Origin of the sequence: Nonomuraea sp. NPDC049758, from assembly GCF_040674635.1 — a bacterium.
Classification (GTDB): Bacteria; Actinomycetota; Actinomycetes; order Streptosporangiales; family Streptosporangiaceae; genus Nonomuraea.
This window is the reverse complement of the sequence record NZ_JBFAMZ010000005.1, coordinates 68,763-93,140: the sequence shown is the minus strand read 5'-3', so window position 1 is coordinate 93,140 and position 24,378 is coordinate 68,763. Positions and strand designations below refer to the sequence as shown.

Below are 24,378 nucleotides of genomic sequence, written 5' to 3'. Positions count from 1 at the left end.
CGGCAGTGGCGGTGGGAAGGCAGCAGATAGGGTGCTGGCGTGAAGATCGAACGGGCGGTGGCGGCGGACGCGGGCGAGATCCTCACCCTGCAGCGGGCGGCGTACGTGAGCGAGGCCCAGCTCTACGGCGACCCCTACATCCCGCCGCTCGTGGAGTCGCTGGAGCAGGTGCGCAAGGCCGTCGAGACGGGCGTCGTGCTCAAGGCCGTGGACGCCGGCCGGATCGTCGCCGCAGTGCGCGGGCAGGTGGCCGGCACCACCTGCCTGGTCGGACGGCTCGTGGTCGCGCCCGACCGGCAGGGACAGGGGCTCGGCACGGCCCTGCTCGCGGCGTTGCACGAGCAGGTGCCGGAGGCGGGGGCGTTCGACCTGTTCACGGGGCATCTGTCGGAGGGGAACCTGCGGCTGTACCGGCGGCTCGGCTACCGCGAGACCCGGCGGGAGCGGATGGACGACCACCTCACCCTGATCCACCTGCGCCGCAGCGCAGACTGATCGTTTCCCGCGGGCGCACATGGCCTTCGCCTGCGACGCCGCTGTTCCACCCTGCCCGGACCCACGGCCACATCTGCTCGATGGCCACCAGCGGCGTCCATGGCGCGGGCGTACGGCACGGCCTCCGCCCTGTCCGGTGCCCGACGCCACGGCGTCCGGGCAGGCGGGAGCGGGCGGGATTGTGGTGATCCCGAGGTCGAAGAGCTCGCCTTGCGGCCCGGTGCTCTCCGCGGCCCGTCTCATCATCCTGGACGCCATGACGGCTCCCGATGGGAGCGTCACCGACCCGATCGGTAAGCAGTCGCAGGCGGGTGACCGCTTCGGGCAAACGGTCAAGGTCCTGGACGTCACGGGCGCCCCGGCCCAGAACGGCCGCGCAGGCACGCTCGTCGTCCTGCGCGGCTCGTCCGGCGGCGTCTCCGCCCGCCACCGGCACCCAGGTCCTCCACACGGACCAGTTCGGCCTCGCCTCGCCCGACACCGCCTTCGGCAAGCTCCCGGCCCGGTGAACGGGGCCCACCGGTCCGGGCGTTGTCAGCCGTTCAGTGACCTCCGCACGGCGGCGTCCACGAGCTGGCGGACCTCCTGCTCGCTGAAGATGTCCGGCAAAGTCAGCCGTTCGACGATGAGCCAGTTCAGGGCGAGGTAGAGCAGGATCACCGAGGTCGAGTCGCCCGGCAGGCCCGACATCGCGTGGTAGCCGATGTTGGCGTCGATGTCCTCGCGGATGCGCTTGGTGAGCACGGCGCGCAGCTCAGGACGCCGGGTGGACTCCAGCCGCAGTTCGAGCAGGGCCAGGTAGCCGGAGTTGAAGGCGGTGACCCGGTCCACCAGCTCGTGCATGAGCTCGGCGTAGCGGGTCTCGTCCTGCACGCCCTCGTGGCCGCGGGCGAGCGTGGCCTCGTCGGGCAGCAGACGTTCGTAGATGCGTCCGCCGACCTGGGTGAACAGGTCGTCGCGGTTGGCGAAGTAGTTGGAGGCCGTGCCGGGGGGCACGGCCGCCTCGGCGTCGACGGCCCGGAACGTCAGCCCGCGCGCTCCCTCCCTGGCCAGCACCTCGATGGCCGCGTCGATCAGCGCCTGCCTCCGCTCGGGGTTCTTCCGCACTTGACACCACTCCAGACGTAGTACTATGTTCAAACCACTTCAGTCATAGTACTACAGCAGGAGTTGCTCCGAATGCGAAAGCTTGTCTACTACATCGGCGTCTCCCTCGACGGCTACATCGCCGGACCCGGCGCCGAGTTCGACTTCTACCCCGTGTCCGCCGACATGGCCGACTGGATCAACACCCGCTATCCCGAGACGCTGCCCACCCACGTCCGCAGGCTTGTCGGCCTTGAGGGCGTGCCCAACAAGGTGTTCGACACCCTGGTGATGGGCCGCGGCACCTTCGAGCCGGCCCTGGAGGTGCCCACCACCAGCCCGTACTCCCACCTTCGCCAGTACGTCGTCTCCAGCACGCTGACGATCGACGACCCCACGGTGCACGTGGAGAAGGGCGACCCGGTCGAGCTCGTCCGGCGGCTGAAGGCCGAGGACACCGGCATGGACATCTACCTCTGCGGCGGCGGCAAGCTCGCCGGCTCCCTGCTCCCGGAGATCGACGAGATCATCCTCAAGCGCTACCCCGTGGTGGCCGGGGCGGGCATCTCCATGTTCTCCGGCCGGTTCAGCCCCACCCTGTTCACCCCGACCAGGCGCGAGTCCTTCGACAACGGCGCCCAGGTCACCTGGCTCACCCGCGCCTGACCCACACCCCCAAGGAGAAAAAGTATGCAAATCAAACTTCCCGCCACGATCACCCAGGCCAAGTCCGACCAGCAGGCCCGCTCGCCGCACCGGCACGACCAGCCGGCGCGCGACCTCAAGCCCACGGGCCGGGCCAACCCGTCCCGCCGCCCGACCGCCGCCCCACGCCGCGGCGGGTACTGAGCGGGACGGCGGGATGACCGGGTACGCCGGGATGGGTAGTCTTTTCCGGTGCTGAAGATTGGGCTCACCGGCGGCATCGGCTCCGGCAAGAGCGAGGTGTCCAGGCGGCTGTCGGCCAGGGGCGCCGTCGTCATCGACGCCGACAAGATCGCGCGAGAGGTGGTCGAGCCCGGCACGGTGGGGCTGTCCCGGGTGGTGGCCGCGTTCGGGGAAGGGGTGCTGCGCCCCGACGGCTCGCTGAACCGGGAGCGGCTGGGCGCGGTGGTCTTCGCCGACCCCGACCGGCTGGCCGCGCTCAACGCGATCGTGCATCCGCTGGTGGGGGAGCGGGTGGCCGAGCTGCAGGGCCAGGCGGCCGACGACGCGATCGTGGTCTACGACGTGCCGCTGCTCGTGGAGAACAAGCTGGCGCCCATGTACGACGTGGTGATCGTGGTCGACGCGGCCGACGAGGTGCGGATCCGGCGCCTCGCCGACCACCGCGGCATGCCGGAGGCCGACGCCAAGGCCCGCATCGCCGCCCAGGCGAGCCGGGAGGACCGCCTGGCCGCCGCCGACCTGGTGATCCCCAACGAGGGCTCGCTCGACGACCTGGAGGCCCGGGTCGACGAGGTCTGGCACGAGCTCGTACGCCGCGCCGCCCGCGGTTAGTCAGCCACCTGCGGTCAGAAGGGCGAGTCGAGCGGCACCTGACTCACCTCCGGCAGGTACGGATCCAGCTCTCCCAGCTCGAACCGTGACATCCCGATGACGTGCCAGAACTGCCCGCCCGGCTCGCCGTGCACCTTGTACCGCCCGTCCGGCGCCAGGGCGGCCCAGCCCTCGGGCAGCCCCAGCAGCGTCGCCCGCCGCTCGCCGCCCTCCCAGAGGATCACCACGCCGTCGTCGCCGGCGCTGGCCAGCAGGTCCGACGTGGGGCTGTAGGCCACCGACCACACCCGGCGCGCGTGCCCGGTGAGGGTGTGCCGCAGCTGCCCGGTCGCGGTCTCCCACACCCGCACGGTCATGTCGTCGCCGCCGGTCGCCAGGTGGCGGCCCGTGGCGTCGAAGGCCAGGCTCCACAGCCGGCCTTCGTGCTGGGTGAGCGTGTGCGCCAGGCGCGGCTGCCAGGGCTGGCCGGGCCGCAGCTCCCACACCAGCGCGCGGCCGTCGTTGCCGGCGCTGGCCAGGTAGCGGCCGTCGGGGGAGAAGGCCACGGAGTACACCCGGTCGGTGTGGCCCTCCAGCGTCGCCACCCGGCCGCCGGAGGAGACGTGCCACAGGCGGACGAGCTTGTCGTCGCAGCCGGTGGCCACGTAGTCGCCGAGGGGGCTGAAGGCGATCGAGCGCACCCGCCCCCGGTGGTCGACCAGGTCGACGGCCATGCGGCCGGTCGGCCGGTACCAGATCTTGACGCTGTCGTCGTCGTTGGCGGTGGCCAGCATGTTGCCGTCGGGGCTGAACGCCTCGGCCCACACATGGTCGGTCTCGGCGTGCAGCTCGCGCTCGTAGTCGCCGGTGGTGGCGTTCCAGAAGTGCACGCCGCCGTCGTTGCTGGAGGTGGCCAGCACCGGGCCGGCGGGCGAGAACAGCGCGGAGATCAGCCGGTCGGCGGTGCCGGTGAACTCCCGCAGCCGCCGCCCGGTGCGCGGCTCCCACACCCGGACGACGCCGTCGTTGCCGCTGGTGGCCAGCATCGAGCCGTCGGCGCTGAAGCGCACCGACGAGATCCGCCGGCCGTGGCCGCGCAGCACCCGCTGGCACTGCCCGGAAATCGGGTCCCACAGCCGGACGGTGCCGTCGTTGCTGCTGGTGGCCAGCTGCTGGCCGTCGGGACGGAACGCGAACGGCCAGACCGAGCTGCGATGGCCGGTCAGCTCGACGCGCTTGCCGCCGCCCACGGGCTGCAGCCGGACCGTGCCGCCGGAGTCGCCGCTGGCCAGCGTGCGGCCGTCGGGGCTGAAGGTCACCTGGTAGACGGACGCCGTGTGGGTGGTGTGCACGCCGAGCGGCTCGCCCGACGCCTCCCACAGGCGCACGCTGCCGGACGTGTCGCCGCTGGCCAGCATCGAGCCGTCGGGGGAGAACGTCAGGCAGTAGACGCTGCCGGTGTGGCCGGTCAGCTCGTGCCGGGGGGCCCAGGTGGCGGTGTCCCAGAGCCGGATCGTGCCCGCCTCGTCGCCGGTGGCCAGCAGGGTGCCGTCGGGGCTGTGCACGGCCCGGTAGACGCTGCCGCGGTGGCCGTCGAGGGTCACGGCCGTCTGCCCGGCGCTCAGGTCCCAGACCCGGACGACGCCCGCGGAGTCGCCGGTCACCAGCTGGGAGCGGCCGAAGGAGGCGGTGTAGACCGGCGCGCGGTGGCCCGGGAGCTCGTGGACCAGCCGGCCGGTCGCGGTCTCCCACACGCGGACCACGCCGTCGCCGCCGCCGGCCGCCACCAGCTCGCCCGAGGCGCTGAGGCGTACCGGCCACACGCCGTCGGGATGGCCGGTCAGGGTGTGCAGGCGCCGGCCGGTGAGGGTGTCCCAGAGCTGGACCGTGCCGTCGCTCGCGCCGGTGGCCAGCAGGTCGCCGGCGAAGGTGACGGCGTAGACGCGGCCGCGGTGGCCCTGGAGGGTGCGGACCGGGGAGCCGCCGGCGCACAGCAGCACGCCGCCGTCCTCGTTGCCGATGGCGATGGTCGAGCCGTCGGGGCTGTAGGCGATGGGCTCGGGCAGGCGGGAGGTCTGGAAGTGGTAGCCGTACGGGACGCCGATGCCGGCGGGCGCGAACCCCACCTCCACCGGCTGGCCCGGCACCACCGCCGCGCCCGGCAGGTGCGGCAGCGTGCCGGTGACGTTGATCAGGGACGCCCGGTGCCAGCGGGCGCCCTCGACCGTGACGTCGCTCAGGTCGACCTGCGCCAGCCGCGCGCCCGACAGGTCGGCCCCGGTCAGGTCGGCGCCGGTCAGCCGGGCGCCGTCGAGCCGGGCGCCGGCCAGGCTCGCGTCGCGCAGGACGGCCCTGGACAGGTTCGTGCCGGCGAGGGTGGCCTCCGACAGGTCGGCGCCGGTCAGGTCGACCTCCTGCAGGTCGCGCGCCGACAGGTCCTCGCCCTTGAGGTTCGCGCCGCGCAGGTCGGCCTTGGCCGGGGTGCGCAGCCTGGCCGCGATCTTGACCGCGTTCGCCATGGCCACGTCGTCGGCGGGCGGGTCGGCCACCCAGGCGCGCAACGCCCGTACGTCGGCCAGGTCGCACAGGAACTCGACGGTCAGCGCCGACAGCGGCCGGCGGGTCAGCGGGAGGGGATTGTCGAGGTTCGCGGCGATGTGGCGGGCGATGAGCCATTCCATCACCGAGGCGTGGATGAACCCGAACATGCCCTCCTCGGTGCGCACGAGCAGGCTGCCCGAGCCCATCGCGTGCGCGGCGTGCGCGGGCGAGAGCTGGCCCGAGGCCAGGTCGCTCAGCGTCTCGCCGATCTCGGTCAGCTCGTCGACGCCGAGCAGCGTCTCGCCGCTGTCCCACAGGCGCAGCGCCAGCGCGGTCACCACCCGCCACAGCTCGCCGATCGACAACGCGCCGGGCGAGCCGGGGACGCGGGCCCGCCGCTCCTCGAAGGCCAGCCAGGTGCTGAGGATCTCCTCGTACAGCAGGGCCGGGCTGAGGGTGTGCTGGGCGCCGGCGACCGTGCGCAGGCGGTCGGCGTCGAGGTCGGCGATGAAGCTGAGCATGCGCGGGTTCTGGGCCAGCGCCAGCAGGTCTTTGATCTCGCCCATGAGCGACATGCGGGCGCCGGCCTCGTCGCCGTCGTCGAACCGGTTGGCCAGGTAGGAGCGGATCTGGTCGTGCGTGAAGTCCTCCACGCTGAGCACCCGCCGCTGCGGCAGCACGCCCACCATCTCGCCGAGCGAGGTCAGCACCTGGCTGTGCGACTTGAAGTGCTGCGTACGGCTGGCCACCACGATCTTGGCCTTGTCCTCGGCCGCGGCCAGCAGGGTGGCCAGGTGGTCGGCCGCCCGGTCGTAGGTCAGCCGGGTGACCAGCTCGTCGAACCCGTCGAACAGCAGCACGATGCGCCCCTGCCGGAGCAGGTAGCGGAACGCCTTGAGGTCGATGAACTCCTCGCCGTGCCCGGCCAGGTGCGCGGCGACCAGGGCGTCGACCGAGTGGGCCTTGTCCAGGGCGCGCAGCTCGATGAAGATCGGGGTCAGGTGCGGCAGCTCGGCCGGGATGCGCCTGGCCAGCTCGCGCAGCGCGAACGTCTTGCCGTGGCCGAAGTCGCCGAGCATCAGCAGGAACCGGCCGTGGTCGGCGGCCAGCAGCCGCATCAGCTCGTCGGTGAGCCCCTGCCTGATCTGGCTGCCCGGCCGGTCGAGCTCGCGGTAGCGCTGGGGGACGTACAGGCCGGGCGGGTAGCGGCGGTCGCCGGTGAGCCGGGCGGTCTGCTCGGCGACATATCCCGACAGGTCGAGCAGGCCCTGGAACTCCAGGAAGCTGCGCACCCGCACGCCCTTGCGCATGAGGTCGTCGCGGAGCGCGCGGGAGGCCGGCGGGCCCTGGTAGATCAGCTCGGCGGCCAGGTCGGCGGCGTGGGCGCGGCGGGCGAACCCGGTCGCGGCGGCCTCGGTCAGCTCGCCGACGTGCGCGCCGATCATGAGCTGCCGGACGAACCCGTCCTCGGGATGGGTGACCACCAGATGGTCGGGGAAGCGCCGGATCTTGGCCCGCTCGTGCCGGGCCTCGCAGACCTCGGCGATGCGGTCGAGCAGCAGCTCCACGGGGCTCGGCTCGCGCTCCTCGGGCTGGGGGGCGGGCGGCGGGGTGCCGGGGGTCTCGCCGGTGAACGTGGCCCGCACAGCCCGCCAGCCGTGCCGGGCGCGTGCGGGCTTGCCGGTGTCGGGCGTCCAGGTGCGCATGCCGTCGGGGGAGATCTCGATCACCTGGTGGCGGCCGGAGCGCGGGGCCGCGACCGCGGCGAAGCCCGGCCGCGGCCCGGCGGCCGGGACGCCCGGGCCGGACCCGTGGAAGAGCAGGTTGAGCCGGTGGGTGAGCAGCCGGTCGAACGTGGGCGCGTCCCGCAACGCGGCGGGCGGATGGCCGATCGCGCCCAGCCGCAGCCAGGCGCTCTCCTCGTAGGGGCGCAGCCGCTCGGCGAACCAGGCGGCCTGCGCCTCGCCCAGCAGCGCGTACGCGTCGCGCTCCAGATGGCTCATCGCCATCGTCGAGTTGAGCCCGGCCACGACCACCCTCAGGTCGGGCACCTCGAACAAGGTCCAGGGCTGGCCACCGTCGAACACCCGGTCGTCGAGCCCCTGGTACACCTCGCGGAACAACCCGGCGAAATGCCGCCACTTGGGCCAGTAGGGGGGCTGCGGGCTCACGTCGTCGGCCTCGCAGGTCATGAAGTACGCGCTGGCCGCGGCCTTGGTGACGTCGCGCGGGCCGGGCAGCAGCACCAGCCGGTGGGGCTCCAGCCCGATCAGCAGCCGCAGGTCGGTGACGAACTGCGTGGCCTGCGCGAACTGCCCGAGGCTGCCGGACTCGGTCAGGTCGCCGCTGACCACCATGAGGTCGGGACGCGGCATGCCCCGGTCGTACATGGCCGTCAGGTCGGCCCAGATGCGGGCCTGCATGTCCTCCGGCGTGAACGGCTCGCCGGGATCGGGCAGCGCCCGCCCGAACCTCGGCCCGCCGATGTGCAGGACGTTGACCGACTCGCGCCCGCGGTCGTCGCCGCCCGAGGGCGGGAACTTGGGGGCCGTCACCGGGGTGCGGCGGGCCCTGGCCAGGTCGGTCGTCGGGGGCAGCGTCGGGACGGCCGGGGCCGGGACGACCCGGCCGGAGGGGAAGACGGGGGCGGCCGCCGGCTTGGCCCGCCCGGCCAGCGCCTCGCCGACCCGGCCCAGCAGCAGCGCCCTGGCCTGCCCGGAGTCGGTGACGCCGAGCAGGTCGACCCAGGTGATCGTGGACAGCAGGCCCTCCAGCTGCACGTCCTCCAGCCGGATCGTGACGAGCTTGTTGGAGGGGTTGTCGGGGTCGGCGCGCATGGCCGCCTGCCACTCCATGCGCCCGTAGCGCGAGGTGAGGTAGTTGCGCGAGAGCACGGCCACGACGAGCTGCGCCTCACTGACCCCGCGGTCCATGAAGTCGATGAAGTTGGTGCCGGGCACGAAGTCCCAGGCTTGGATCATGGTCCGGTAGCCGGCCGCCTCCAGCTCCCAGGCGATCCAGGTCGCCCAGGCGGTGTCGGCCGGGGAGTAGCTGACGAAGATCTCGGTCGGCCTGCCGTCACGTGCCATCTGCTCAGTATCCACCGAGGAATCGGTGATTTGGAGTCAGTGTGCGATCATCGTCGAGTGTGGCGGCGTCTGGCTGTGCTCGATCTGATCCGGATCGGGCTGCTTGCTCTCGGTCTGATCTTCGTGGCGACCGGTCTGCTGCCGTGGCGCGACGCGGTCGAGAGCCTGGAGACGATCGGGCCGCTGCTGATCTTCCTGGTCGCCATCATCGTGCTGGCCGAGCTGACCAAGGAAGCGCAGGTCTTCGACGCCATCGCGGCCCGGATGGCGGTGCTCGGCCGCGGTAACTACACCGCACTTTTCTTTCTTTGTACGGCTTTCGCGTCATTTGTCACGATTTTTCTGAACCTTGACACGACCGCCGTCCTGCTCACCCCCGTCATGCTCGCCCTGGCGCCCCGGGCCCGCATCGCCGCCCTGCCGCTGGCGATGACCACCATCTGGCTGGCCAACACCGCGAGCCTGCTGCTGCCGGTCTCCAACCTGACCAACCTGCTCGCCATGGACAAGCTCGGCCTCGACGCCCAGGGCTTCGCCGCCCGCATGTGGGCCCCGCAGATCGCCTCGATCGCGGTGACGATGGTGTTCCTGTGGGTGTTCTTCTGGCGCCGGGGCGAGCGCCGCGACCTGCGCTACACCCCGCCGGTGCTGGAGCCGGTGGCCGACCGTGTGCTGTTCGGCGCGGCCTCGGCCGGCTGTTTGCTGTTCATCGCCCTGCTGCTGCTCAAGGCGCACGTCGCCGTCGCCGCCACCGCCGCGGCCGTGCTGGTGGTGGCCGCCTTCCTGGTGCGCGACCGGGCCAAGCTGACCTGGAGCCTGCTGCCCTGGCAGCTCGTCGTCTTCGTGACCGGGCTGTTCCTGGTGGTGCCCACGCTCAGCGCCCACGGGCTCGACGCGCTGATGACGTGGATGATCGGCACGGAGGGCGACCCGTACCGGACGGCCGCGGTGGGCGCGGGCCTGTCCAACGCGATCAACAACCTGCCCGCCTACCAGGCCGTCTCGCAGGTCATCCCGGCCGCCGACCAGGACCGCCTGCTGGCCCTGCTCGTGGGCACGAACGTGGGCACGGTGATCACCCCGTGGGCCTCGCTGGCCACGCTCCTGTGGTTCGAGTCGTGCCGCCGCCACGGCGTCGCGGTGCCGCTGCGCCGCTTCCTGCTCACCGGCACCGGCCTGGCCGTCACCGGGCTGCTGGCCACGGTCTGGGCCCTGGTCACGTTCGGCTGAGCGCCGGGGGCGTCAGCCGGGCAGCAGCGACATCAGCCCGGGAAGCGCGCGCGGGTGGGCGGCCACGAAGCTGCGGTCCTCGGCCGTGCCGTCGATGCTCTCCTCGAACGGGCCGCCGTCGAGCGCCCTGATCTCGATCCCGGCCTCCTGGGCCAGCAGCGCGCCGGCCGGCAGGTCGACCGCCTCGGCGCGGTAGCCGACGATGCCGTCGATGTCGCCGCGGGCCAGCATCGCCCACGACAGCAGCGGCGCCCACAGTTGCAGCACCCGCCGCGCGCCCGCCTCCAGCGCCGCCTTCAACGCCAGCACGGTGGCGTCGCCCCTGCTCACGCCGTACCCCTGGGTCCAGGCCAGCAGCGGGCCGTGCGGGCTGGCCGTGTACGGCGGCGCCAGCCGCGCCCCCGTGGACGCCACGGCCCCGCGCCCCCGGATCGCCGACCACGTCTGGGTCGTCACCGGGTCGTGCACCACGCCCAGCACCGGCCGCCCGGCCCGGCACAACGCCACCCCCACGACGTACGTGGGCAGCCCGATGGCCACGTTGTTGGTGCCGTCGAGCGGGTCGACCAGCCACGTCCACTCGCCGCCCGCCGCGCCGATCAGCCCCGACTCCTCGGCCACGATCGTGTGCGAGGGGAAGGCCGTCAGGATGCGCTCGACCAGCAGCTTCTCCGAGGCCAGGTCGAGATCGGTGACGACGTCGCCGGCGTCGCCCTTGGCCCGGATGCCGACGGCCCCACGCGTGCCCGCCGCGAGCAGCGCCCCGGCGGCCTGGGCGGCCTCGACGGCCACAGAGCGAGCGTGATCCAGGTCCATCGGGCACCCCTCAGGTCAGGTGGGCGGTGATCAGCCGGACGGCCAGCGCCGTCTCCTCGGCGTTCAGCGGTTCCCGGGGAACGTGGTGGCCGCCCGCCCCGAGCGGGCCGAGCGACAGGTCGCGGCTGCCGGGCCGGCCGCGCCCGAGCGCGATCGTGGCCGCCTCGCCGCCCTCCGGCACCACGCTGCTGTGGAAGCGGTCGGCCGGCAGGGTGTAGGTGTCGCCGGGGCCGAACAGCTCCACCAGCCCGGTCGCGTGCCGCACGGTGCGGCGGGTGGGCGAGATGCGGTCGCCGTCGGCGCCGCTGACCACCTCGAACACCCGGTGCGTGGCGTCGGGCCCCGCGTCGGTGACCACCGCGTGCACGTTGCGCACCTGGCCGTAGAGCACGTGGCTGACCAGGTCCCAGCTGTGGCAGTGGATCTGCGAGGTGGTGCTCTCGGCGTGCTGGAGCGAGTCGGACCACAGGTGGAGGCATACCCCCTCGCCGCCCTCACGCTCCAGCGGCAGGCAGACGAAGCCGAGCGGATGGCGTACGGCCCTGGGGCGCGCGGTTTCCCTCAGCACGCCGAGCGCCCACGACCTGGCCTGTCCGTCGCGGACCCGCTGGAAGACCGACCGATAGCTCATGAGCCGCACTCACGTTCCGTCTCGTCGGAGGGCCGCAGGACGCGCCTCGCCGTAGGGATCGACGGCGCGCAGGGCCTTGCGCGCGATGTCCACGACGTCGCGGCCGTCGTAGGCCTTGGGAAGGGGCACCCCGATGCGACCGAACAGGTCCTGGACCTCCTCGATCGTGGGCTCGTCGCCGAGCGGCGCCTTCTTGTACATGTCCATCGGCACCCGCCGCGCCTGCTCGAAGCTGAGCCGCAGCTCGGTGTCGCAGTTCTCGTAGTAGAACGTGCCGGCCAGCGCGGTCATGGCGCGGTTGGGGTCCTCCACCGTCATGATCAGCCGGGTGGCCGACAGGTCCCAGCGGAACGTCGTCATCGACGACGACAGGCCGACCTCGATGTCGAGCAGGCCGTAACGCTGGCGGTACCAGAAGGCGGCCAGGATCGTCGCGTACGACTCCTTCCTGACCCGGTCGGTCGTCCACGTCTCGCCGGTCGCGTCGGGGGAGTCCGACAGGGAGCGCCGGTAGTGGGCGTACGTCTCGCACACCTCGACGTTGGACGGGTCGATCACCTCGACCCGCACCACGAGGTGCCGTTTGTCCCGGCGGGCGGCGGCCACGCACTCGGGCAGGGTGACCGCGCGCAGGTAGGTGCCGGTGCCGCCCTTGAAGCTCCACCGGGTGGTGTCCTTGCGCGCCTCGGCGTGCATCTGGGCGATCTCCTGCTTGCTGCCCAGCACCCTGACCAGCTGCAGCGCGTCGAGGGCCTTGCGGGTGCCGTGGACGAGCGTCTCGATCTCCTCCAGCCGCGACAGCCGGACCGGCAGCTGGGCCAGCGCGCCGGAGGTGATGGTCTCCTCCACCGGGGCCTGACGGGCGCGGTCGCGCAGCAGGGCGGTGGCCACCAGCGCCATGATCACCAGCGTCGCGGCGTTGACGAGCTGGGTCTGCACATCGGTCGGCACCACCGTGTCGGGCATGATGCCGAGCACGCCGATCACGATGGCCAGTAACAACGCGATGGCGCCGTCGGCGTTCTGGGCCGCCCATGGGGCGACCCGCTTCAGCGCCGCCATGAACCGTGCCATCGTTCGCCCACCCGTCCGACGATCAGTCAATCCCTAGGTCATCGTAACGACCGCCGGCATGCGACTTCCAGCGCACGGGAAGGAGGTATCTCCTACCCGGGAATGACATGACATCTCCCCCTGGCAGCTCAGGACCGGGACCTGACCAGGTTCGATACTGGAATCGCACGGGGGTGGGGGATGAAGGGGATCAGGATGTTCTCGGCGGCCGCGCTGGCGCTGGTGCTGGTGGCCTTGCTGGCGTGCCCGGCCCCGCCCGCGGCGGCGTGGGCGGAGGTCCACCGGCCGTCGTCGTCGGAGCGGTTCATGCAGGTCGTGGCCCATCCGGACGACGACCTGCTGTTCATGAGCCCCGACCTGTACGGCGCCGTCCAGTGGCACCGCCCGACGGTGACCGTCTACCTGACCGCGGGCGAGGGCCAGGCCGGCTGGGACGACGACCGCGACCCCGTCGCCTACGCCCGGGACCGCGCGCGGGGCCTGCGGGCCGCGTACGCCTTCCTGGCCGGCGCGCCCGACGTCTGGCGGGTCACGACGATCACGGCGGGCGGCTTCCCCGTCCGCCTGGAGGAGCTGGCCGACAGGCCGGCCGTCAGGCTCGCCTTCGTCGGGCTGCCGGACGGCGGCGACCCGCGCGCCGACGGCGGCCGCGACGCGCTGACCAGGCTGTGGCAGGACCGCTCCTGCGTGCGCCGGTTCGGCGCCGGCCCCGAGCCGCGCTGCGTCGGCCGGCGGGACGTGGTCGGCGTGCTGCGCGCGCTCTACGCCCGCTTCCGTCCGACGGTGCTGCGCACGCTCGACCCCGAGCCGCCCACCGGCCGGGGGTTGTGCGACCACCCCGACCACGTCGCCTCGGCCCGCTTCGCGCTGGCCGCGGCGAGCGGGCTGGGGCTGCGGGCGGTCTCCTACCGCGGCTACCCGATGACCGGCTGGGCCCCCAACGTCGCGGGGGCGCTGCGCGAGCTCAAGCGCCAGGTCTTCGGCGTCTACCTGGGCCACGACTACCGCGTCGGCCACACCTGGCGCTACCGGGCCTGGACCGAGCGCATGTACCGGGTCCCCTGAGCCGGGACGCCGCCCGGCTCAGGGGAGCGCCCGGCTAGAACCAGCCGCGGCGGCGGGCCATCTGCTCCAGGCCGTGCTGCAACGCCTGGTCGGCCGCGCCGGGGTGGTCGTCGTAGCGCACGGTGAAGCGGTTGTAGGTGTCGTGGCTGGAGGTCAGGAAGCCGCCGCGCTTGTCGGCCTCCAGGATGACGTCCATCTGCCGCGGCCCGGCGATGAACGTCAGCTCCAGCTCGTTGAAGTGCCGCCGCCACTGGCCGCCCGCGTAGTACTCGATCTCCTGGAAGAACGGCATCGTCGAGCCGTAGAGCGTGCCGCGCTCCAGGTCGGCCTTCTTGAAGCCGAAGCCCAGCCGGTCGAGGGCGGCGATGACGTGCTCCTGGGCCGGCAGCGGGCTGACGAACAGCGGGTCGAGGTCGCCCTTGTCGATCGCGCCCGCCAGCGCCAGCTCCGTCTGGACGCCGAGCCGCATGCCGTGCAGCGGGTGGCCGCCGATCGCGCTGATCGGCGTCTCCCACGGCACCATGAGCTCGAACGGCTGCTGGTGCTGGGCGCCCGAGGCGAGCTGGAACGTCCCGGCCACCTGCTGGCGCAGGAAGCTGTAGGTCGTCTTGTACTCGTTGTCGCCGCTCTCGACCTCCACCACGGCGGTCAGGTCGAGGTAGATGCCCTCGACCTTGTAGTCCGAGCCGCCGCTGCGGAAGTGCACGACGCCGCGCAGCGGCTCACCGGGACGCACGGTCGCGTCGGTCAGCACCGTGTCGACCTCGACGCCCGCGCCGAAGGCGGCCATCAACTTGCGGAACACCATGGGGTCTCTCCTATGCGGTGGGGGTCTGGCCGTTGACGGCGACGTGTCCCATGCCCGAGATGCGGGGGAGCAGCTGGGCCAGGACGAGGGTGGACAGCGCAGAGTCGGCCTGGCCCTGCTGGGTCCGTACGACCAGCGGCTGGGGGGCGTTCTCGGCGAGCTTGGCGCCCACGTCCAGGCGCCGGCGGGCCAGCTCGTACTGCAGCACGGCCCGGTTGTCGCGGTAGGACTCGGCCAGCCTGCGCAGGGCCTTGGCCTCGTTCTCGGCGGCGGTCAGGTCGGCCCTGCCGCGCGCCTCGATCTCCCACGTCACGCGCTGGGCCTCGGTCTCCTGCTCCTCCAGCATGCGCGCCACGTTCTTGCGCGCGGTGTTGTGGGCGGCCTTGACCTCGACCACGCGGGCGTCGCGGGTCTTCTTGGAGCGCTCGATCTCCATGAGCAGCGTGTCGATGCGGCGCTTGCGGGTCAGCTCCCACTCGCGCTCGTAGGCCGACAGCTCCTTGGCGACCTTCTCCCGGGTGGCCAGGTGCTGCTGGTACTGGTCGGGGAGCTGGACGTCGGGGATGTTGGCGCCGGTGACGCGCACGCCGTACCGGCCGAGCTGGCGGTTGAGCGCCTCCTGCATGTCGCCGACGTCGGAGCCGCGCAGGTCGTAGGCGCGCTCGGTGTTGACCCGCCGGCTGCGCTGCCTGATCGCGTCCTGCACGGCGCTGGAGAGCACGAGGTCGAAGTTGCCCGCGCCGATCGTCCGGACGAACGCCACCGGGTCCACGATGCGGAACTTCAGGAAGAACTCGATCGACTTCAGCGGCACGTTCTCGGCCGTCGGGCAGGCCACGATCGGCGCCGAGTACGGGATCTCGGTGGAGGTGTCCACGACCGCGTCCACCCGGTCCCAGGGCAGCCACAGGTAGTGGCGGCCCGGCGGGAGCGTGCCGGTGATCGCGCCCCAGCGGCTGCGCACGCCGGTGGTGCCCTCCTCGATCTCGATGATCGCCTGGCGCCAGATCGTGACCAGCGCCACGACCAGGAAGAACAGCGCGGCCAGCGTGGCGGGCAGGGTGAGGTCGGTGAGCGCGGCCATCCCGGCGAAGTACAGGGCCAGCAGGACGAGCGCCATCCAGGCGAAGCCGCGCCGGTCCTTGGGGATCACCACCGGCACGAGCTGGCCCTGCTCGCCGCCGCGCAGCAGCTGGCGGATGTCGGACCAGGAGGCCAGCGACTCCTTGATCTTCGAGAACTCGCGGGTCATCGGACCTCACCCTCGCTCAGGCGGCCGGGCAGCAGGCGCTCGACCGTGCTTTCCAGGTCGTGGTCGGGCTCAGGCGTCGCCTGCGGCTCGCTCACGTCGGCGGCGGCCTTCTTCAGCAGGGCCGCGATCTCGTCCTCGCGGCCGCTGACGCGGGCGGCGATCTCGCCGAGCCGGCCGCGGATGGCGGCCATGTCCTCGGCGGAGAACAGCGCCGCGCCCTTGCCGCCCACGAGCTGCTGGGCCAGGGCCAGGAAGTCGATGTCGGTCTGCTCGCCCACCTGCACCACCTGCGGCAGCCGGGTGGCCACCGACTCCAGCTTGGTCAGCAGGTCCTGCTGGAAGCGGTAGTCGAGGATCTCGGGGGCCTCGGCGGCCGACAGCGCCCGGATGTCCAGGGCCTGGGCCTCCAGGAGCGCGGCGTTGGCGTTGGCCGTGGACTCGGCCTCGACCAGGCGCTGCCTGGCCTGCGCGGTGGCCTGGTGGCTGGCGCGTTCGAGCGCGGTGTCCATCCGGGCCTGGTAGCCGGCGATCTCGGCCTGGATGGCGCTCAGCGTCTCCTGCAGCCCCGCCAGCTCCTTGACCAGGTCGCCCTCGTTCTGCTCCTTGCGGAGCTGGAGCTCGTACTCGTAGGTGTAGGCCTCCTTGGCCACCCGGACCATCTCGGGGGCGGCCAGGTCCATGCGGTACTCCTGGCTGGACGGCTCGGCGTGGGTGATGTTCACGTCGGTGAGCCGTACGGCGGGCAGGAACTGCTGGTTCAGGTTCTCCAGCATGCCGAGGGTGCTCTCGCCCACCAGGTCGTAGATGTCCTCGGCCCGCTGGGCGTAGATCAGCGAGCGGGTGACCTCGCTGATGGCGTTCTGCAGCTTGGACTGGAAGCCGCTGACCGAGCCGAGCACGAAGATGAACTCGGCCGGGTTCTCGATCCTGAACTGCAGGAACAGGTCGACGCTGGCCTTGACGCCCTGCTGGGTCGGCGCCTCTCTGATAGGGGCGTTGAACGGGTACTCGCGGGTGGTGTTGACGATGTAGCTGACCCGCTTCCACGGGTTGAACAGCGTCACCCGGCCCGGATCGGCGATGTGCACCAGCTTGCCGAACTTGGTGATCAGCGCCTTGCAGCCCTCGGGGACCATCACCACGCTCCGGCGCCACCACAGGAACGCGGCGGCCAGCACCAGCACCACCCAGTAGTGCGGGCCGAAGAAGATGTCCGACCCCGGCACGATGCCGCCGAGCGCGCCGATCAGGCCGAGGACCACCAGGACCGTCAGCGGGATGACCACCTTGGCCGTGCTGCCCTTGGGGATCACCACCGGCGAGATGACGTGCATGCCGTTCTCGGCGAAGCTGCGGTTGACGATCTCGCCGGCCTCGTTCAGCGAGGCGGACCTGGCCTCGATCAGCGTGCCGACGGAGGCGCCGCCGTCGCGGGCGGCGGCGAAGTCGTGCGGGTTGAGCGCGAAGCCGGGGGCCTGGCCGGCGAGCTGGCCGGCCTGGTCGGTGACCTGGCCGATCGCCTGGCTCATCGCCTGCCGTACGTCACCTCCTTGAGCGACCGCTTGGGCTATGCCCTGACCTGCCTGGATCAGTGCCTCTCGGGGTCGTGACATCGAACCTTCCTTTTCCGCTACAGGCGAATCCGACCGTATCGGGTATGACTTGCTGTTCGCTTGCAATGTGTCGTCATATGACTGTTACGTCCCATAGCAGGGGTGTTATGGATGGAGCAGGTCTGCTACCTGGAGGGTTGATGAGTGAGACCGTCCACAACCGCATCGCGCTGCTGCGCGCCGAGCGGGGGGTGAGCCGCAGGCAGCTCGCGCAGGCGCTGGGGGTGCACTACCAGACCGTGGGATACCTGGAGCGGGGCGAATACAGCCCGAGTCTTCACCTGGCGTTGCGCATGGCCGCATACTTCGAGGTGCCGGTCGAGGTGGTGTTCTCCACCACGCCGTTCCCCCGGATCGGGCAGCCCACGGCCTGACGGTTTCTGTCGGTGGCGCCGCCTACAGTGGCAGCATGCGTCCGGTCACAGATTTGCAGCGGAAGGTGGCGCCTTTCGAGGTCGTCACCGAGATGACTCCATCCGGCGACCAGCCGACGGCCATCGCCGAGCTGGAGCGCCGCGTCCGGGCCGGGGAGAAGGACAGCGTCCTGCTCGGCGCCACGGGCACCGGCAAGACGGCCACGATCGCCTGGCTGATCGAGCGCCTGCAGCGGCCCGCGCTGGTCATGCAGCCCAACAAGACGCTCGCCGCCCAGTTCGCCAACGAGCTGCGCGAGATGCTGCCCAACAACGCGGTCGAATATTTCGTCTCCTATTACGACTACTACCAGCCCGAGGCGTACGTGCCGCAGAGCGACACGTACATCGAGAAGGACTCCTCGATCAACGACGAGGTCGAGCGGCTGCGCCACTCGGCCACCAACTCGCTGCTCACCCGCCGCGACACCATCGTGGTCGCCTCCGTCTCGTGCATCTACGGCCTGGGCACCCCGCAGGAGTACGTCGACCGCATGGCCAGGCTCCGCGTCGGCATGGAGATCGACCGCGACCAGCTCCTGCGCCGCCTGGTCGACATGCAGTACACGCGCAACGACCTGGCCTTCACCCGGGGCACGTTCCGGGTGCGCGGCGACACGATCGAGATCATCCCGAAGTACGAAGAGCTGGCCGTGCGCATCGAGATGTTCGGCGACGAGATCGAGAAGCTCGCCACCATGCATCCGCTGACCGGCGAGGTCATCACGGAGGACGAAGAGCTCTACATCTTCCCCGCCTCCCACTACATCGCCGGCGAGGAGCGCATGGCGGCGGCCGTGGCCGGCATCGAGGCCGAGCTGGCCGCGCGCCTGTCGGAGCTGGAGCGGCAGGGCAAGCTGCTGGAGGCCCAGCGGCTGCGCATGCGCACCACCTACGACATCGAGATGATGCGCCAGATCGGCACCTGCTCCGGCATCGAGAACTACTCCCGCCACCTCGACGGCCGCGCCGCCGGCACCGCGCCCAACACGCTGCTCGACTACTTCCCCGAAGACTTCCTGCTGGTCCTCGACGAGTCCCACCAGACCGTGCCGCAGATCGGCGCGATGTACGAGGGCGACGCCTCGCGCAAGCGCACGCTGGTCGACCACGGGTTCCGGCTGCCGTCCGCGCTGGACAACCGGCCGCTGAAGTGGGAGGAGTTCCTGGAGCGCATCGGGCAGTCGGTCTACCTGTCGGCCACGCCCGGGCCGTACGAGCTGGGGCGGGTCAAGGGCGACGTCGTCGAGCAGGTCATCCGGCCCACCGGCCTGGTCGACCCCGAGATCGTCGTCAAGCCCACCAAGGGGCAGATCGACGACCTGGTCCACGAGATCCGCGAGCGCGCCGAGCGCGACGAGCGCGTCCTGGTCACCACGCTGACCAAGAAGATGTCCGAAGACTTGACCGACTATCTCCTGGAGCTCGGCATCCGGGTGCGCTACCTGCACAGCGAGGTCGACACGCTGCGCCGCATCGAACTGCTGCGCGAGCTGCGCATCGGCGAGTTCGACGTGCTGGTCGGCATCAACCTGCTGCGCGAGGGCCTCGACCTGCCCGAGGTGTCGCTGGTGGCCATCCTCGACGCCGACAAGGAGGGCTTCCTGCGCTCGGAGACCTCCCTGATCCAGACCATCGGCCGCGCCGCCCGTAACGTCTCCGGCCAGGTCCACATGTACGCCGACAAGATCACGCCGTCGATGGAGCGGGCCATCGACGAGACCAACCGGCGCCGGGCCAAGCAGATGGCCTACAACGAGGCCAACGGCATCGACCCCCAGCCGCTGCGCAAGAAGATCGCCGACATCCTCGACTCCCTCCAGCGCGAGGACGCCGACACCGACAAGCTGCTCGGCGGCGGCCGTCAGCAGTCGCGCGGCAAGGCCCCGGTGCCCGGCTTCGCCGCCCGCCAGGCGGGTCAGCACGCCAAGGCCATCGCGGGCGAGATGCCGCGGGCGCAGATGGAGTCGCTGATCGAGTCGCTGACCGAGCAGATGCACCAGTCGGCCGCCGACCTTCAGTTCGAGGTGGCCGCGCGGCTGCGCGACGAGATCAAGGAGCTCAAGCGCGAACTGCGCGACATGCGCGAAGCAGGCGTCAAGTAGTGGCCGGCGACATGCGCGAAGCGGTCATCCAGTAGTGGCCGACAGCACGGGCGAAACGGGCGTCCAGTAGGGGCCGGTGGGCCGGCGGCGGGTCCCCGCGTGGCGCGCTTCGCCGGCCCCGGCCGTGGCCCAGGGTTCTGACCTGCGGGAATGAAGGCGGGTTCCTGGGGCAGCGGTCCAGGTATGAACAAGTCGATCATCGGGGCACTGGTCGGTGCGGCGCTGCTCGCAGCCGGCTGCGGCGCCGTACGGGAAGTCGGCCAGTTCGCCGTCGAGCCCACGCCGGGCCCCACCATGGGAAGCCCGTCTCCGTCGATGGAAAGCCCGCCCGAAACGGGGACCATGTCCCCCTCGCCGGGCGCCACGTCCATGAAGCCAGGAGCCGGAGAGCTCAAGGACGCCGCCAAGGTCGCGATGGCCGCGGTGCCCGGATCCAAGGTCGTCTCCGTCGAGAGCAAGGAGAACGGCATGGTCTGGGAGGTCAAGGTCGTCGGCTCCGACGGCACGGAACATCAGGTCGACGTGAAGTCCGGCAAGGTCGTCAAGGGGCCGACCGCCGAGCAGATGGACGAGCAGGAGAAGGCCAAGATGCACACCCGCATCACCGAGGCCAAGCTCGACTACGCCCAGGCCGCCGACAAGGTCGCCGCGGCCGTACCGGAGGGACACGTCGCCAAGCTGAAGCTCGACACCGAGAACGGCAAGACCGTCTGGCAGTCGGACGTGATGACCCCGGACGGGACCAAGCACGAGGTGATGGTCGACGCCGCCACCGGTGAGGTCACCAAGAAGATGGAAACCAGCTGACCCACGGGGGAGCAGGCCACCTCCGGCCATCGGCGGAGGTGGCCGTCCCGCGGCCTCAAGCGGGTGCCGCACGGCGCCGGACGCCTGCCGAGGAGGCGGAGCCGGGAGGGGTGCTCTACAGGTTGTAGAGTAAGGTCTTGATCGTGTTTGCGGCCGCCACCCGCGGCGGTCCGCCGAGCAGCAGAGAGACCTCTTCCCCCATGACCACTCCCTTCCAGTGGCTCGCCGCCCGGGTCGCCTTCGAACGAGCCGCCCTGCGACGGGCCGCGGGCGCGGCGCTGGCCACCAGCCTGATGATCATCGTGACCGGCGGAGTCGTCCGCCTGACCGGGTCCGGGCTGGGCTGTGACGGGTGGCCGCGCTGCTCGGAGGCCGGTTTCGCGGCCACGCCCGAGCTCGGCGTCCACGGCGCGATCGAGTTCACCAACCGGGTGTTGTCCGGGGTCGTGTGCGTGGCCGTCGGCTGGCTCATCGTCGTCGCCCGGCTGCAGCGCCGTCCGGTGCCCGAGCTGACCCGGTGGGGGTGGGTGCAGTTCTGGATCGTCGTGCTGAACGCGGTCGTCGGCGGCCTCACCGTGTGGGCGCGGCTGAGCCCGTACCTCGTCGCCGCGCACTTCCTGGCCGCCGTGCTGTTCCTGACCGCCACCACGGTCGTCTGGCACAAGGCCCGCCTGCTCGACCGGCCCGCGCGGCCGCCCTCCGTGCCGGTGGGCCGCCTTCCGGCGGCGCTGGTGGCGTCCGTGGCGGTGCTGGTGGTGGCGGGCACGATCGTCACCGGCGCCGGGCCACACGCGGGTGACTCCTCCGACGTGCCGCGCATGCCGTTCAACTGGACGGCGATGGTGTGGCTGCACGGGGTCGCCGCCGCGCTCAGCCTCGGCCTGGCCGTCGCCCTGTGGCTCAGGACCCGGCGCGAGGCGGGCTCGGCGGCCCACCAGCGCACCACGTTGTTCCTCGCCGTGCTGCTCGGCCAGGGGCTCGTCGGCCTGACGCAGATCGTGACGGACCTGCCCGAGGTCGTCGTCCTCGCCCACCTGCTGGGCTCGGCAATGGTGTGGGTGGGCGCGGTACGCGTCCTCCTCGACACCCGGCTCCCGGCGGTGGCAGGGGAGGAACGGCCCCTGCCCGCCCCCGCCCGTACGTAGCCGATCCGCGCGGACGGGCCCGGCGCTCCGGCGGCCGGGCCGCGCGCGTTCCGCCGGTCACGTCCGGCCTGACTCCTTGCGGAGCAGGTCGGCGAGCGCGTCGGGGTCCGCGGCGGCCACGCCCTTGGCGGCGAACCAGGTGGCCACGTTGCGGGCGTCCCGTTCCAGGTACGACGGGCCCGTGGGATGGGCGATCACGTCGACGATCTGCGGCAGGTCGATGATCACCAGTCGTCCCTCGTGCACCAGCAGGTTGTACGGCGACAGGTCCCCGTGCGCCAGCCCTTCCGCCGCCAGCGTCACCATGGCCGCCACGAGCTGCTCCCACAGGTCGTCGAGGCCGTCGGAGACCTGGGCCAGGCGCGGTGCGGCGTACCCGTCGGGGGTGCCGACGAACTCCTCCAGGATCTCCGTCCCCACGATCTGCACCGGGTACGGCACCGGCACCCCCAGCTCCCAGAGCCGGCAGAGCGCCGTGAACTCGGCCACCGCCCACTGCGCGGCGATCACCTGCTTGCCGAAGGCGGTGCGGTTGGCCATGGCCCGGTTCATCCGGCTCTCGCGGGCCCTGCGGCCCTCCAGGTAGCCGGAGTCCCGGTGGAACAGGCGGTGCTCGGAGGAACGGTAGCGTTTGGCCGCCAGCAGGCAGACCCGGTCGGTGCCCGGCACGCCCCGCGAGATCAGGTGGACGTCGGCCTCCTTGCCGGTCTTGAGCAGGCCGAGCTCGGTGTCGACGGCGGCCAGCTCGGTGACCAGCCAGCCGGGGTACGGCTTCGGCCCCTTCTCGGTGGGCGTGCTCTGGTCCCAGGTGGACCAGCGGTCGCCCTCGGGCGGCCCGTCATCGGTCTCGGGGGTGCTTTCGAGCCATTCGAGGTCGTCGGCGTCGAGCGCGAACTTGCCACGGCGGCGGTGTTGCGAGTGCTTGGGCACGGTGAGATGTCTCCAGTTTCGAGGCCCCACCGGCTCGCCGGACGGATCAGGTCAGCGGACACCTGGTGGGAAGGTCTGAGGTCGCGGAAAACGGCACGCGGGCAACGGTCGTCACGGTCTCAGCCTCCCTTCGTCTCGCTGCGATCGACGCGGACGAGTATGCCGGGTCCGGCACGGCACTCGCAATCGAATAAACGACGGCCCGATAACCGAGTGCGTCGCGATATGCCCGGCTTGTACGGTTCTGCCATGCGGCGATGTGAGGTGTGCGGACACCAGGAACCCGCCGGCGCGCCGGACTGCGACCGCTGCGCCGGGCTGGTGGACGAACTGGTCGAGGAGGGCTGGCGCGCCTTCCTGCTGGCGGAGTTCGGCGCCGTGGCCCCGCCGGACGAGCAGCTCATCGCCCGCATGGTGGTCGACGAGCCGGACAAGCACCCGTGGCGGGTCGTGGACGCCGCCTACGACCGCCTGACGTGCCCCGAGTGCGGCGGCCGATTGAGCCGCGGCCCGGCCGGATGCGCCTCCTGCGACCTCGCGAACGGCTTCCGCTACTCGGCCGTCGAGATCGACCGCCCCGGCGTGCCGCCCGGCAACGAGCACGCGCTGCGGGTCAACGTGGCCGTGACGCGCCGCCCGTACGGGATCGCGGCCACGGAGGTGCTGGTGCGCCGGCTCTCGCTGCCCGTGCTGATCGAGGGCCGCCTGCCCACGACGGCCCAGGCCCAGGCCACCAAGGCCCTGGCCCGCAAGGGCGCCACGGAACAGGAACTGGCCGCCGTGATCTACGCGGACTGGAACAGTTGAGCGTGACGCGCTGCCGGGCCCGGCGGTGCGTCCGTCACTTCTGGTCGGCGGCGGGGCGGGCGGCGGAGTCGCGGGCGAGGGCGACGATCCGTTCCAGGGCCGCCGCATGCCGCTGGAAGGCCGACCGCCCCTGCGGGGTGAGCTGCACGTACGTCCGCCGCGCCCGTTTGTCCTGGTCCTTGCGGACGACCACATACCCGGCGGCGGCCAGCGCGGAGACCTGCTTGGACAGCGCCGAGTCGCTGGTGCCGACCGAGTCCCTGAGGAAGCCGAAGTCCACCCACTCGGCCGGCGCCAGCAGCGCCACGATGGACAGACGCGCCGGGACGTGCAGGAACTCGTCGAAGAGCGGATCCATCAGGCGACCCCGCCGTCCTGCCGCACGATCGACCTCATGACCAGGCGGTTGACGGGCGTGGCCGCGACGTACACCAGGGCCGCCACGACCGCGCCCGCGACCGCCTGCGACACCAGCCCGTGCGGCGGCAGGTCGAACAGGGCGAAGGAGGCGATCCGGCCGATGCCGAAGCCCACCATGACGCAGGCCAGCAGCACGCCGTGGAACAGGGCCTCCCGGCCGGTGGCCTTCCGCCGGACCGAGGCCCGGTGCTCGCAGACGATCCCCACGCCCGCGTACACGACCACCCCGAGCGCCGCGCCGAGGTAGAACCACGGGCTCGGCAGGTCCATGGCCGCGAGCATGACGAAGAGGCCGAGCGCGGAGACGATCACGCGGGGGAGCGCGAAGCTCTGGCGGACGATCTGCTGCCGGGTCCTGGCCTGGAGGCGGTGGATGTCGTCGAGGGAAGTCTGGGCGTCGTGCTGGTTCATCGGCCTTCTCCGGGGGCGACTACTGCTTTCCTGTAAGGAAAGTAGCATCTGTTTTCCTCTCGGGAAAGTCGTCCGCGGCCGAACGGCCCGGTGTCGGAGGTGAGACATGTCTCTTTGATCTCCGGTGTCGGCGGAACTAGGGTCGCTGCATGGTCAAGGCC

22 protein-coding genes are annotated in these 24,378 nt (G+C 71.7%); 11 read left to right on the top strand and 11 right to left on the bottom strand.

The features are described 5' to 3' along the window. Positions 1-39 precede the first annotated feature (39 nt). Positions 40-495, top strand: coding sequence for a GNAT family N-acetyltransferase (locus AB0J46_RS14725; RefSeq protein WP_364331199.1), 456 nt, complete (start codon positions 40-42; stop codon positions 493-495). Between the two features lie 534 nt (positions 496-1,029). Here the strand turns inward: AB0J46_RS14725 and AB0J46_RS14720 are convergent. Further along, a complete protein-coding gene (locus tag AB0J46_RS14720; RefSeq protein WP_364331196.1) occupies positions 1,030-1,602 on the bottom strand; it encodes a TetR family transcriptional regulator in 573 nt (190 codons plus the stop codon). A gap of 72 nt (positions 1,603-1,674) precedes the next feature. On the opposite strand from AB0J46_RS14720, the gene AB0J46_RS14715 reads away from it, so the two are divergent. Genes AB0J46_RS14715 through coaE form a run of 3 tightly spaced genes read left to right on the top strand, consistent with a single transcriptional unit; the run spans position 1,675 to position 3,081 of the window. Next, the gene (locus AB0J46_RS14715) at positions 1,675-2,247 is read left to right on the top strand and encodes a dihydrofolate reductase family protein (protein WP_364331193.1); all 573 of its coding nucleotides are present in this window, start codon (positions 1,675-1,677) and stop codon (positions 2,245-2,247) included. Positions 2,248-2,271: 24 nt separating this feature from the next. Then, a complete protein-coding gene (locus tag AB0J46_RS14710; RefSeq protein ID WP_358293803.1) occupies positions 2,272-2,430 on the top strand; it encodes a hypothetical protein in 159 nt (52 codons plus the stop codon). Positions 2,431-2,478: 48 nt separating this feature from the next. Next, complete coding sequence (coaE, locus tag AB0J46_RS14705; RefSeq protein ID WP_364331190.1) at positions 2,479-3,081, top strand: dephospho-CoA kinase; 603 nt, start codon at positions 2,479-2,481, stop codon at positions 3,079-3,081. 14 nt (positions 3,082-3,095) lie between these two features. On the opposite strand, the gene AB0J46_RS14700 is transcribed toward coaE, so the two are convergent. Beyond that, complete coding sequence (locus tag AB0J46_RS14700; RefSeq protein ID WP_364331187.1) at positions 3,096-8,690, bottom strand: TIR domain-containing protein; 5,595 nt, start codon at positions 8,688-8,690, stop codon at positions 3,096-3,098. A gap of 75 nt (positions 8,691-8,765) precedes the next feature. On the opposite strand from AB0J46_RS14700, the gene AB0J46_RS14695 reads away from it, so the two are divergent. Continuing rightward, a complete protein-coding gene (locus AB0J46_RS14695; RefSeq protein ID WP_364331184.1) occupies positions 8,766-9,920 on the top strand; it encodes an SLC13 family permease in 1,155 nt (384 codons plus the stop codon). Positions 9,921-9,932: 12 nt separating this feature from the next. Here the strand turns inward: AB0J46_RS14695 and AB0J46_RS14690 are convergent, their stop codons facing one another. The 3 genes from AB0J46_RS14690 to AB0J46_RS14680 are packed head-to-tail and all read right to left on the bottom strand — an operon-like array spanning position 9,933 to position 12,441. Then, entirely contained in the window at positions 9,933-10,712 is a 780-nt protein-coding gene (locus AB0J46_RS14690; protein WP_364331181.1) for an inositol monophosphatase family protein, read from the bottom strand. A 34-nt stretch (positions 10,713-10,746) separates the two neighbouring features. Beyond that, on the bottom strand, positions 10,747-11,367 hold the full coding sequence (locus AB0J46_RS14685) for a hypothetical protein (RefSeq protein ID WP_358293794.1): 621 nt from the start codon (positions 11,365-11,367) through the stop codon (positions 10,747-10,749). Between the two features lie 9 nt (positions 11,368-11,376). Next, positions 11,377-12,441, bottom strand: a complete 1,065-nt coding sequence (locus tag AB0J46_RS14680) for a hypothetical protein (RefSeq protein ID WP_364331178.1) — start codon at positions 12,439-12,441, stop codon at positions 11,377-11,379. A gap of 180 nt (positions 12,442-12,621) precedes the next feature. Between AB0J46_RS14680 and AB0J46_RS14675 the strand changes: the two genes are divergently transcribed. Further along, positions 12,622-13,506, top strand: a complete 885-nt coding sequence (locus AB0J46_RS14675; RefSeq protein ID WP_364331175.1) for a PIG-L family deacetylase — start codon at positions 12,622-12,624, stop codon at positions 13,504-13,506. Between the two features lie 34 nt (positions 13,507-13,540). Here the strand turns inward: AB0J46_RS14675 and AB0J46_RS14670 are convergent, their stop codons facing one another. The 3 genes from AB0J46_RS14670 to AB0J46_RS14660 are packed head-to-tail and all read right to left on the bottom strand — an operon-like array spanning position 13,541 to position 17,179. Further along, on the bottom strand, positions 13,541-14,314 hold the full coding sequence (locus tag AB0J46_RS14670) for a sporulation protein (protein ID WP_364331172.1): 774 nt from the start codon (positions 14,312-14,314) through the stop codon (positions 13,541-13,543). Between the two features lie 10 nt (positions 14,315-14,324). Then, positions 14,325-15,566 (bottom strand): SPFH domain-containing protein, encoded by a 1,242-nt coding sequence (locus AB0J46_RS14665; protein WP_364331169.1) that lies wholly within the window; start codon positions 15,564-15,566, stop codon positions 14,325-14,327. Next, complete coding sequence (locus AB0J46_RS14660; RefSeq protein ID WP_364331166.1) at positions 15,563-17,179, bottom strand: SPFH domain-containing protein; 1,617 nt, start codon at positions 17,177-17,179, stop codon at positions 15,563-15,565. The genes AB0J46_RS14665 and AB0J46_RS14660 overlap by 4 nt, the downstream gene beginning before the upstream one ends. Before the next feature lie 140 nt (positions 17,180-17,319). On the opposite strand from AB0J46_RS14660, the gene AB0J46_RS14655 reads away from it, so the two are divergent. From AB0J46_RS14655 to AB0J46_RS14640, 4 genes are all read left to right on the top strand, one after another. Then, positions 17,320-17,553, top strand: coding sequence for a helix-turn-helix transcriptional regulator (locus AB0J46_RS14655; RefSeq protein ID WP_364331163.1), 234 nt, complete (start codon positions 17,320-17,322; stop codon positions 17,551-17,553). Between the two features lie 35 nt (positions 17,554-17,588). Next, positions 17,589-19,697 (top strand): excinuclease ABC subunit UvrB, encoded by a 2,109-nt coding sequence (gene uvrB, locus AB0J46_RS14650; protein ID WP_364331160.1) that lies wholly within the window; start codon positions 17,589-17,591, stop codon positions 19,695-19,697. Positions 19,698-19,880: 183 nt separating this feature from the next. Continuing rightward, entirely contained in the window at positions 19,881-20,504 is a 624-nt protein-coding gene (locus tag AB0J46_RS14645) for a PepSY domain-containing protein (protein WP_364331157.1), read from the top strand. Between the two features lie 200 nt (positions 20,505-20,704). Beyond that, positions 20,705-21,649 (top strand): COX15/CtaA family protein, encoded by a 945-nt coding sequence (locus AB0J46_RS14640; RefSeq protein ID WP_364331154.1) that lies wholly within the window; start codon positions 20,705-20,707, stop codon positions 21,647-21,649. 57 nt (positions 21,650-21,706) lie between these two features. Here AB0J46_RS14640 and AB0J46_RS14635 read toward each other — a convergent pair whose 3' ends face one another. Next, entirely contained in the window at positions 21,707-22,579 is an 873-nt protein-coding gene (locus AB0J46_RS14635) for an RIO1 family regulatory kinase/ATPase (protein ID WP_364331151.1), read from the bottom strand. A 249-nt stretch (positions 22,580-22,828) separates the two neighbouring features. On the opposite strand from AB0J46_RS14635, the gene AB0J46_RS14630 reads away from it, so the two are divergent. After that, positions 22,829-23,386, top strand: a complete 558-nt coding sequence (locus AB0J46_RS14630; protein ID WP_364331148.1) for a hypothetical protein — start codon at positions 22,829-22,831, stop codon at positions 23,384-23,386. A 34-nt stretch (positions 23,387-23,420) separates the two neighbouring features. Here the strand turns inward: AB0J46_RS14630 and AB0J46_RS14625 are convergent, their stop codons facing one another. Beyond that, positions 23,421-23,744: a transcriptional regulator gene (locus AB0J46_RS14625; protein ID WP_358293772.1), complete on the bottom strand. Its 324-nt coding sequence runs from the start codon at positions 23,742-23,744 to the stop codon at positions 23,421-23,423. Then, positions 23,744-24,217 carry a hypothetical protein gene (locus AB0J46_RS14620; RefSeq protein ID WP_364331144.1) on the bottom strand — a complete coding sequence of 158 codons (474 nt, stop codon included), beginning with the start codon at positions 24,215-24,217 and terminating at the stop codon, positions 23,744-23,746. The genes AB0J46_RS14625 and AB0J46_RS14620 overlap by 1 nt, the downstream gene beginning before the upstream one ends. Between the last annotated feature and the right edge of the window lie 161 nt (positions 24,218-24,378).